Annotated in this window: 7 protein-coding genes; 6 read left to right on the top strand and 1 reads right to left on the bottom strand. The window is 71.5% G+C overall.

Translation table 11 applies throughout. From position 1 onward, the window contains the following. The first annotated feature begins 40 nt into the window (after positions 1–40). The 6 genes from ACFTZL_RS08730 to ACFTZL_RS08755 all read left to right on the top strand — a co-directional run bounded on the left by ACFTZL_RS08730 (position 41) and on the right by ACFTZL_RS08755 (position 9,851). Positions 41–1,423 carry a flavin monoamine oxidase family protein gene (locus tag ACFTZL_RS08730; RefSeq protein WP_382579776.1) on the top strand — a complete coding sequence of 461 codons (1,383 nt, stop codon included), beginning with the start codon at positions 41–43 and terminating at the stop codon, positions 1,421–1,423. Between the two features lie 44 nt (positions 1,424–1,467). Then, positions 1,468–2,370 (top strand): 4-hydroxy-tetrahydrodipicolinate synthase, encoded by a 903-nt coding sequence (gene dapA, locus ACFTZL_RS08735; protein ID WP_382579778.1) that lies wholly within the window; start codon positions 1,468–1,470, stop codon positions 2,368–2,370. Positions 2,371–2,372: 2 nt separating this feature from the next. Continuing rightward, positions 2,373–3,881, top strand: a complete 1,509-nt coding sequence (locus ACFTZL_RS08740; protein WP_382579780.1) for an aminobutyraldehyde dehydrogenase — start codon at positions 2,373–2,375, stop codon at positions 3,879–3,881. 115 nt (positions 3,882–3,996) lie between these two features. Continuing rightward, entirely contained in the window at positions 3,997–6,405 is a 2,409-nt protein-coding gene (locus ACFTZL_RS08745; RefSeq protein ID WP_382579781.1) for a SpoIIE family protein phosphatase, read from the top strand. 84 nt (positions 6,406–6,489) lie between these two features. Then, entirely contained in the window at positions 6,490–7,785 is a 1,296-nt protein-coding gene (locus tag ACFTZL_RS08750; RefSeq protein ID WP_382579783.1) for an acetyl-CoA carboxylase biotin carboxylase subunit family protein, read from the top strand. 32 nt (positions 7,786–7,817) lie between these two features. Further along, on the top strand, positions 7,818–9,851 hold the full coding sequence (locus tag ACFTZL_RS08755; RefSeq protein WP_382579784.1) for a CocE/NonD family hydrolase: 2,034 nt from the start codon (positions 7,818–7,820) through the stop codon (positions 9,849–9,851). Between the two features lie 10 nt (positions 9,852–9,861). Here the strand turns inward: ACFTZL_RS08755 and ACFTZL_RS08760 are convergent, their stop codons facing one another. Continuing rightward, positions 9,862–10,362 (bottom strand): MarR family winged helix-turn-helix transcriptional regulator, encoded by a 501-nt coding sequence (locus ACFTZL_RS08760; protein WP_382579786.1) that lies wholly within the window; start codon positions 10,360–10,362, stop codon positions 9,862–9,864. Positions 10,363–10,381 lie beyond the last annotated feature (19 nt).

The raw sequence follows: 10,381 nt of genomic DNA on the forward strand, positions 1-10,381 counted from the left end.
GCCCCGCATCCTCACCCCGCAACCGTGCTGGAGGGCACCGATGAAGGACGTAGTGATCGTGGGCGGCGGCATCGCCGGACTGGCCGCCGGCTGGCGCCTGCGGCACTGGGACACGCTCCTGCTGGAGTCGGAGGGCAGGGTCGGCGGCCGCATCCGCTCCGAGCGCCGCGGACCGTACTGGCTCAACTGGGGCGGGCACGTCTACGCCGGCGGGGACTCGGCGACGGCCTGGCTGCTGAACAGCACCGGTGTCGACTCGGTCCCGGTGCCCGGCTCGCTGGCCGGGCTGTCGATGAACGGCAAGCTGCTGCTCAAGGGCCGGGTGGAGAGCTACCCGTTCCGCATTCCGATGCCCATGTCGGCCCGCGTCGGCATGGTCAGGGCGGGCGCCAAGGTCGCCCTGTCGGTGGCCCGCTACGCCCGGGTCGTGCGGCGGCGGCAGGGCGAGAGCGCGGCCCGACGCCAGCAGCGCGTCTACGACTTCATGAACGACCGGTCCTTCAAGGACTTCATCGGCGACCTGCCCGAGGACGCCGAGGCCCTGTTCAAACCGACGGTGACCCGGTCCGCCGCCGACATCGACCAGCTCTCGGCCGGCGCCGGCGTCGGCTACTTCAGCCTGGTGTGGAACATCGGCGGCGGCCTCTCGCAGAGCATCCTCGGCGGCCCGTCCACCCTCACCGAGCGCATCGCCGCGTCCCTGGCCGGCCGGGTGCGGCTGAACGCGACCGTCGACGAGATCGTGCAGAAGAACGGCTCCGTCGTGGTCCGTTACCGGCAGGACGGCGCCGAGCGGGAGGTCGAGGCGCGCTGCGTGGTCCTGGCCACGCCCGCGACCGTCAGCCACCGGGTCGCGGTCGATCTGGACCGTGACGTCCGCGAAGCCCTGTCGAAGATCGTCTACGGCCCGTATGTGAGCGCGGCGTTCCTCACCGACGAGACCGGACCTCAGGTCTGGGACGACGCCTACGCCATCGCCACACCGAAGCGGTCCTTCAACGTCGCGCTGAACCTGTCCAACATCGCGCGCGGTGAGGAGGCGGAACGCCGGCCGGGCAGCAGCCTCATGACGTTCTCGCCGGGCAGTCTGGCGCGCGATCTGCTGGAGCACGACGACGACAAGATCCGCCGGATCTACCTCGACGACCTGGACCAGGTGCTGCCGGGCCTCGCCGACAAGGTGGTCGAGGCCGAGGTGCAGCGCTGGCCCACCGGGGCGCCGTACTGCTTCCCCGGCCGCGGGAGGCTCCAGCAGACGCTGACCCGCCGCTCCGGCCGCGTGCTGCTGGCCGGTGACTACCTCGGCACGCTCTACACCGAGACCGCGATCCAGACCGGCCTGTCCGCCGCGCAGGAGGCACAGAGCCTGCTGGCCACCGACCGGCAGGCGACCCCGCGGGACCTGACCGCGCTCGCCCCGTGACTCCACCGCCCCGTCCACAGCATCACCAGAGGAGAGTCGAAGACATGTCGTCACAGCTCAGCGGTGTCCTGACCGCCCTGGCCACCCCGTTCGCGCCGGACGGGGAGATCGACGAGAAGACACTGCGCCGCCTGGTCGACCGCAGCATCGACGGCGGGGTCGACGGCGTCGTCGCCTGCGGATCGACCGGTGAGTTCGCGGCGCTGAGCGGAGCGGAACGCCGCCGTCTGGTCGAAACCGTCATCGACCAGACGGCCGGACGCGTGCCGGTGGTCGCGCAGACCGGCGCGCTGAGCACCGGGGAAGCGGTCGGACTGTCCCGGCACGCGCAGTCCGCCGGCGCCTCGGTCCTCATGGTCGTCGCCCCGTACTACGAGCCGCTCACGCTCGACGAGACGCTGCGCTACCTGCGCACGGTCGCCGACGCCGTGGACCTTCCGGTCATGCTCTACAACCTGCCGGGCGCCACGGGTGTGAATCTCTCGCCGGACACCGTCGGACGGCTCGCCCGCGAGGTCGGCAACATCCGGTACATCAAGGACACCAGCGCCGACATGGCTCAGGCCGGGCAGCTGATCCACCGCCACGGCGACGTCATCTCCACCTTCGTCGGCTGGGACAGCCTCCTGCTGACCGCCGTCTCCGAGGGCGCCGCCGGTGTGATGGCCGGGACCGCGAACGTGATCCCGGCCGAACTCGTCTCGGTCCACCGCGCGTTGCGGGCCGGCGACCTCGACCGGGCGCGAGCGGAGTGGGCGCGGATCTACCCGCTGATGGACGCGATCATGTCCGCCCCGTTCATCCCGGCGATCAAGGCCGCCCTGGACGCCGCCGGTGTCCCGGCCGGAGCTCCCCGGGAGCCGCTGCTCGGCCTCGACGCGGCCACGACCGCGCGTATCTCGGCTCTCGTCCAGGCACTTCCGCGGCTGCCCGAAGGGGGCAACTGATCATGACCACCGCCCACAGCACAGCAGTCAGGGTCCGGCGTGCGGCGGACGCACCGCCCCTGATCACCTCGGCCGACCTGCCTCCGGCCCGGCACTTCGTCGACGGCGCGTTCCTCGACGGCTCGTCCGAGCGACGCATCGACGTGGTCGACCCGAGTACGGAGGAGATCATCGCCCGGGTTCCCGAGGGAACCGCCGAGGACATCGACCGCGCGGTCGCCGCCGCGGTGGCGGGCAAGGACCGCTGGGCCCGGCTGGTCCCGAAGGAGCGCTCCGAGGTGCTGCACGCCGTCGCGGACCGGCTGGCCGGGCACACCGACCTCCTGGCCCGGCTGGAGTCGGCGAACACCGGCAAGCCCCTCGCGGTGTCCAGGGACGACGTCGGCATGACGATCGACACCTTCCGCTTCATGGCCGGTGCCGTGCGCGCGAGCACCTCCATGGCGGCAGGGGACTACGCCGAGCACCACCTGTCGGTCGTCCTGCGGGAACCGCTCGGCGTGATCGGCGTGATCACGCCGTGGAACTATCCGCTGCTCATGGCGGCCTGGAAGCTCGCGCCCGTCCTCGCGGCCGGCAACACCCTGGTCATCAAGCCGTCCGAACAGACCCCGCTGACCACCCTGAAGTTCGCCGAACTCGTCGCCGATCTCCTGCCGCCCGGCGTGCTGAACGTCGTGAACGGCTACGGCGCGGTCGCCGGAGCCCGGCTCGCCGAGCACCCGGACGTGAACATGATCGCCCTGACCGGCTCGGTCGCCAGCGGTCGTGCGGTGGCCCGGGCCGCCGCCGGCAGCCTGAAGCGGGTGCACCTCGAGCTCGGCGGCAAGGCCCCGGTCGTGATCTTCCCGGACGCCGATCCGGCCGCAGCCGCCTCGGCACTGCGCGTCGCGGGCTTCTGGAACTCGGGCCAGGAGTGCGGGGCCGCGTGCCGTGTCCTCGTCCACGACTCGATCGCCGGGGAATTCGTCGAGCGGCTCGTCGGCGAGGTCCGGACCCTGGCGGTCGGCGAACCGCGCGCCGGCGAGGACATCGAGGTCGGCCCCATGGTCTCCAGGGCCCACTTCGACCGGGTCACGGGCTGCCTGGAGCGTGCGAAGGCCGAAGGCGTCCGCGTGGCGACCGGAGGCGGGTCACTGGACGGACCGGGCTATTTCGTGGCCCCGACCGTGCTGGTCGACGTCCCCGAGGGGGCCGAAGTCGCCCGTGAGGAGATCTTCGGCCCGGTCATCTCGGTCGAGACCTTCACCGACGAGGAGGAAGCGGTCCGGCGCGCCAACGACGTCCCCCTGGGACTGTCGGCCTCCGTCTGGACCGAGAACGCCCGCCGCGCCCACGCCGTCGCCGCGCGCCTCGACTTCGGAACCGTCTGGGTCAACTCCCACCTCGTGCTCGCGAGCGAGGTCCCCTGGGGCGGGTTCAAGGGCTCCGGCTACGGCCGGGACCTGTCGGTCTACGCCCTGGACGACTACGCGCGCACCAAGCACGTCATGCACAACCACGAGCGCTGATCCACCCCACCGGGAGTCGCGGTAGCGGGCGGCCTGAAGGGGTACCCGCCCCCGAATACGGTCAGACACGAACAGAAAGGGCAGGGAACAGATCGGGGTCACTTGCGGAGGCACCGTGGAGGTACGCGTACCGGAGGATCTCGCGGTCGTCGTCGACGCCCATGGGGCGATCATGGTGTGGAGCGACGGCGCTCGCCGCCTGCTCGGATACGACGCCACCGAGATCGTGGGCCGGGCCGTCGGCGGACTGCTCGCCGCCGACCTCCCGGAATCCACCCGGCACCATGTGGCCGACGGGCAGCGATGGGCCGGTGAGGTGGCGCTACGGCACCGGGACGGCGACCGTGTCGTGGTACGGCTGCGGGGAACGCCCCTGACGGACACCGGCCGCGGCCGGCTCTGGCTGGTGACCGGCACCGCACCCGCGCACACGGCGAGGAGGGCCGAGCCCGGAGCCCTGGCCCTGTGGGACCTCACGCTCTCCCAGCTCCCGGTGCCGGTGGCGGTCTACGACCGTGAGGCCCGGCTCGTGGCCGCCAACGAGGTCATGACGCAGGTGATGGGCCGGACCGAGGAGGAGATGAGGGGCCTCACCCTGTGGGAGATCCACCCCACCTGGCCCTTCGACGAGTACGACCGCCTCCAGCGGGAGGTCCTGCGCACCGGCGAGATGATCTTCCACGAGGAGCACGGCCTGGCCCCGGGCGAGACCCGGCCGCACGCCTGGTCCATGTACATGTCGCCGCTGAAGGACGAGACCGGCACGGTCCAGGGGCTGTCCGCGACCGTGTTCGACACCACGGAACAGTCCTGGGCCCGCCGCCGGCTGGCGGTGCTCAACGACGCCAGTCTCCGCATCGGGAGCACCCTGGACGTGACCCGGACGGCGGACGAGCTGGCCGAGGTGGCCGTGAGCGGGTTCGCGGACTTCGTCACCGTGGACCTGCTGGAGTCCGTCGCCCTGGGTGACGAGCCGGAACCGCTGCCCCTGGACACGCCGGTCACCGTGCGGCGCACCGCGCAGCGGTCGGTGCTGGAGGGCTGCCCCGAGTCGGTGATCCCCTCCGGCGACACGACGCTCTACCCCGTGAACACGCTGCCGGTGCGGACCCTGGTCGGCGGCCGGGGCACCCGGCACCAACCGGGGGATCCGGGGATGCGGGAGTGGATCAGGTCCTCGCCCGCCCGCGCCGAGTCGGTGGCCAAGCACATGATCCACTCGGTGATGATGGTGCCGCTGCGCGCCCGGGGGGTGACCCTGGGCCTGGTGCACTTCCTGCGGCACCGCACGCCGGAGCCGTTCAGCGAGGACGACCTGCTGCTCGCGGAGGAGATCGTCGCCAGGGCGGCGGTGAGCGTGGACAACGCCCGCCGCTACACCCGGGAACGCCGTACGGCGCTGGCGCTCCAGCGCAGCCTGCTGCCCGACCGGCCTCCGGAGCTGGCGGCGATGGAGGTCGCCTACCGCTATCTGCCGACCGGTTCCGGAGCGGACATCGGCGGCGACTGGTTCGACGTGATCCCGCTGTCCGGCGCCCGGGTCGCCCTGGTCGTGGGTGACGTGGTGGGCCACGGCATCCACGCGTCGGCCACGATGGGCCGGCTGCGGACCGCCGTACGGACGCTCGCGGATGTCGATCTCGCCCCCGACGAGCTGCTCACCCAGCTGGACGATCTCGTCCTGCGGCTCGACCGGGAAGAGGGCCCGGAGGTACGCGGGCCCTCGGCACAGGCGTCGGGGCAGGTCGGAGCGACCTGTCTGTACGCCGTGTACGACCCGGTGTCCCGCCGCTGCACCATGGCCCGCGCCGGGCATCCGCAGCCCGCGCTGGTCACGCCGGACGGCGGCGTACGGTTTCTCGACCTGCCGGCCGGGCCGCCGCTGGGCCTGGGCGGCCTGCCGTTCGAGGCGATCGAGGTGCGGCTGGAGGAGAACAGCCTGCTCGCCCTCTACACCGACGGGCTGATCGAGGCCGCCGACCACGACATCGAGGTCGGGCTCGGCCTGCTGCGCCAGGCGCTGAGCAGCCCCGCCGACGCGCTGGAGGAGACCTGTGACCGGGTGCTGCGCACCGTGCTGGCGGGCCGTTCCGCCGACGACATCGTGCTGATGCTGGCCCGGACCGCCGCGCTCGGCGCCGGGCAGGTACACACCTGGCAACTGCCACCGGACCCCGCGGCCGTGGCCCGGGCCCGCAAGCTGGCGGGCGGACAACTGGCCTCCTGGGGACTGACGGAGGCGGCGTTCACCACGGAACTGATCGTCAGCGAACTGGTCACCAACGCCCTGCGCTACGGCGGCGCCCCCATCGAGCTGCGGCTGATCCGCGACTCGACCCTCATCTGCGAGGTCTCCGACGGCAGCAACACCGCACCCCACCTGCGCCGGGCCCGCGTCTTCGACGAGGGCGGACGCGGACTGCTCCTCGTCGCCCAGCTCTCCGACCGTTGGGGCACCCGCCAGACCGCCACGGGCAAGACCATCTGGGCGGAACAGCCACTGCCCGCCGAGCCGTCCCTCTGAGCGAAACGGATTGCCGGCACGTGTGAGGGGTACTCCGACGATCTTGCAAGACCGGCCCTCTAGCCGGACGTCGGAAGGAGAACCGTGTCTGATGAGACGGTGAAGAACGTATTCGTGATCGGGCTCGACGAGGCCAATCTGCCGACCCTCCGGCAGGTCCCGGGAGCTCAGCGGCTGCGTTTTCACCAGTTGCTGACCGTCGAGGAGCTCCAGGTCGGGGAGGTGCACCTGCCCACGTTGCTGGACAAGGCCCAGGGCGTGCTGGACGCCTTCGACGGGAGCATCGACGCGATCGTCGGCTACTGGGACTTCCCGGTCAGCACCCTCGTCCCGATCCTGAGCGAACGCTACGGCACCCGCAGCACCAGCCTGGAGTCGGTGGTCAAGTGCGAGCACAAGTACTGGAGCCGGCTGGAACAGCAGAAGGCCACCGACCGGCACCCGCGTTTCGGCAGGGTCGACCTGTCGGCCGAGCCGCCGAGCCCGCCGGAGAAGGTGACCTTCCCCATGTGGCTCAAGCCCGCCCTCTCGTACTCCTCCGAGCTCGCCTTCGGAGTCGATGACGAAGAGGAGTTCCGCAAGGCGGTCGCCGAGATCCGCGAGGGCATATCCCGTATCGGGGGCCCCTTCGAGCACATCCTCGAGCGCATCGACCTGCCGCCGGAGATGGACGGTGTGGGCGGCCAGGTCTGCCTGGCGGAGGAGTCGATGTCCGGCGTCCAGGTCGCCGTGGAGGGCTACGTCCACGAGGGCGAGGTGACGATCTACGGAGTCCTGGACTCGATCCAGTATCCGGACTCCCCGTGCTTCCTGCGCCACCAGTACCCCTCGACGCTGCCGCAGCCGGTCATCGACGAACTCCACGACGTCTCCGAGCGGGTGATGCGGCAGATCGGCATGGACGCGGCCACGTTCAGCATCGAGTACTTCTACGACCCGGGGACCCAGGGGATCAGCCTGCTGGAGATCAATCCCCGGCACTCCCAGTCGCACGCGGAGCTGTTCCAGTACGTCGACGGCGTGCCCAACCACCAATGCATGGTCAGCCTCGCCCTCGGCGACGATCCGCAGATGCCGCACGGCGAGGGCCCCTACGCGATGGCGGCGAAGTGGTACCACCGCTGGTTCACCGACGGCGCGGTGCGCCGGGTGCCCGGGCCCGAGGAGATCGCCCGCATCGAGCGGGAGAACCCGGGCGTGCGCATCGAGGTGGTCCCCGACGAGGGCAGCAGGCTCTCGGAGCTCCCCGGACAGGACAGCTACAGCTACGAGTTGGCGCACATCTTCACCGGCGGGGCGGACGAGAAGGAGATGCGGGAGAAGTACGACCACTGCGTGGCCGCCCTGGGCCTCGCCCTCGAGGACGCCCCGCGAGAGTGAAACCCCGCGAGAGTAAGGAGCACGTGGGTTCCATGCGTTACGTGACCAACCTGCCGTACGCGACGAAGGAAGACGAGCACGTCACGATCCCGATGTCCGACGGGGTCCGGCTCTCCGCGCACATCTGGCGCCCGACCTCCTCGGACCAGGAGCCGGTGCCCGCGGTGCTGGAGTACATCCCGTACCGCAAGCGCGACCTGACGGCCGTACGCGACTCGATCCACCACCCGTACCTCGCCGGACACGGCTACGCCTGCGTCCGCGTCGACCTGCGCGGCACCGGCGACTCGGAAGGCGTGCTGCGGGACGAGTACCTGGAGCGGGAGCAGGAGGACGCGGAGGAGGTCCTGGCCTGGCTGGCGGAACAGCCCTGGTGCGACGGCGGCACGGGCATGATGGGCATCTCCTGGGGCGCGTTCGCGGCGCTCCAGGTGGCGGCCCGCCGTCCGCCGGGCCTGAAGGCCATCGCCATCGCCTCCTTCACCGACGACCGGCACGCCGACGACATGCACTACATGGGCGGCGCCCTGCTGTCGGACAACCTGGCCGAGGCGGGCACCATGTTCGCCTACGCCACCTGCCCGCCCGACCCGGCCGTGGTCGGCGACCGCTGGCGCGAGATGTGGCACGAACGGCTGGAGCACACCGAGCCGTGGGTCCTCGAGTGGCTGCGCCACCAGCGCCGTGACGACTACTGGCGGCACGCCTCGGTGTGCGAGGACTACGCGAGTGTGCGCTGCCCGGTCCTGGCCTCCAGCGGCTGGGCGGACGGCTACTCCAACGCCGTGACCCGGCTGCTCGGCAACCTGGACGTGCCCCGCAAGGGACTGATCGGCCCCTGGTCGCACAAGTTCCCCCACCTCGGGGAGCCCGGCCCCGCCATCGGCTACCTCCAGGAGCTCGTGCGGTGGTGGGACCACTGGCTCAAGGGCGTCGACAACGGCGTCATGGACGGCCCCATGCTGCGGACGTGGATGCAGGAGAGCGTGCCGCCCTCCACCTCGTACGAGGAACGGCCGGGCCGCTGGGTCGGCGAGCCCGACTGGCCGTCGCCGCACATCCGGCCGGTCGTTCATGCGCTCACCCGGCACACGATCGGGCCGCCGCAGGACGCGGCTGAGCCGCAGAGCGGTGATGCGCTGACCGTGCAGTCCCCGCTGTCGGTGGGCCAGTTCGGAGGCAAGTGGGCCTCCTACAACGCGCCCCCGGACCTGCCGTACGACCAGCGCGAGGAGGACGGCGGCTCCCTCGTCTTCGACACCGGGCCCCTGACCGAGCAGGTGGAGATCCTCGGCTCGCCGAGCGTGGAACTCGACCTGTCGGTGAGCGAGCCGGTCGCCATGGTGGCCGCGCGGCTGTCCGACGTGAGCCCCGACGGCGCCGCGACCCGTGTCTCGTACGGCATTCTGAACCTCACCCGCCGCGACAGCACGGAGTCCCCCGAGCCGCTGGAGCCGGGCCGGCGCTACCGCGCCACGATCCCGCTGAACGGTGTGGCGCAGGCGTTCCCACCCGGTCATCGCATCCGGCTCTCGCTCTCCACGTCGTACTGGCCGCTGGCCTGGCCTCCGCCGAAGCCGGCCCTGCTCAGCGTCCACGAGCACTCCAGCACGCTCACCCTGCCGGTCCGGCCGGTGGACGAACCCGACGAGGTGCCGTCGTCGCCCTTCGGCGAACCCGAGGGCACTCCCCCGCTCTCCGCGAGCCAGCTCACGCCCCCCGAGGAGCGCTGGGAGGTCAAGCGTGACCTGGTCGGCTACCACGCGGAGCTGGACATCATGAAGGACCGGGGCACGGTCCGCTTCGACGACATCGGCGTCGAGGCCGGCCGCCGCGCCCACGAGCGCTACACGGCGGTCGCCGACGACTTCACCTCGGCCTCCGGCGAGTCCACATGGACCATGCGGTTCCGGCGGGACGACTGGGACGTACGGGTGGTGACACACACCCAGCTCCGGTGCGACGAGACGGACTTCTTCGTGGACGCGACCCTCGACGCGTACGAGGCAGACCGCCGCGTCTTCTCCCGCACCTGGAACGAGAAGGTGCCGCGCGACCTGCTGTAGAACGCGTCGGCTACGAGGGGCGCGGTGGCAGGTCGCTCTCGGTGTGCGTCACGAAGTCGTCCACGAGCCGGTGGAAGAGCACCGCGAGCTGCCGCAGTTCCTCGGGTGACCATGCCGCCAGGGCCAGCTCCATGCCCTGGCGGCGCACCCGTCGCATGCGATCGGCCGCGGCCAGGCCGGCCTCGGTGAGCCGGACGCGCTGGGCGCGGCGGTCCTCCGGGTCCGGAACGCGGGTCACGTAGCCGGCCCGCTCCAGTAGCCGGAGCTGCCGGGTGACGTGGGACGCCTCCACCGACAGCCGGGCCGCCAGCACCCCGGGCCGCAGCGGCTCGCTCTCGGCGACGTGCCGCAGGATCGCCACGGCGGCCCGGTCCAGCGAGAGTCCCGACTCGGCCATCAGACGCTCGTGCTGCCGGGTACGGCCGGCCAGGTACGTGATGCGCGTGAGGGCTTGCTCGATCTCGGCCAGGGCCGTCGAGGCGGGCTCCGCCACGGGATGCGGTGTGGGCATGGATCCAGCCTAAAAAAGT

It is taken from the genome of Streptomyces sp. NPDC056948, assembly GCF_042674225.1.
Taxonomy (GTDB): domain Bacteria; phylum Actinomycetota; class Actinomycetes; order Streptomycetales; family Streptomycetaceae; genus Streptomyces; species Streptomyces purpurascens.

Coding starts and splice junctions, on each gene's coding strand:
- ACFTZL_RS08730 (WP_382579776.1), top strand. CDS start 41: ATGAAGGACGTAGTGATCGTGGGCGGCGGCATCGCCGGACTGGCCGCC.
- dapA (WP_382579778.1), top strand. CDS start 1,468: ATGTCGTCACAGCTCAGCGGTGTCCTGACCGCCCTGGCCACCCCGTTC.
- ACFTZL_RS08740 (WP_382579780.1), top strand. CDS start 2,373: ATGACCACCGCCCACAGCACAGCAGTCAGGGTCCGGCGTGCGGCGGAC.
- ACFTZL_RS08755 (WP_382579784.1), top strand. CDS start 7,818: ATGCGTTACGTGACCAACCTGCCGTACGCGACGAAGGAAGACGAGCAC.
- ACFTZL_RS08760 (WP_382579786.1), bottom strand. CDS start 10,362: ATGCCCACACCGCATCCCGTGGCGGAGCCCGCCTCGACGGCCCTGGCC.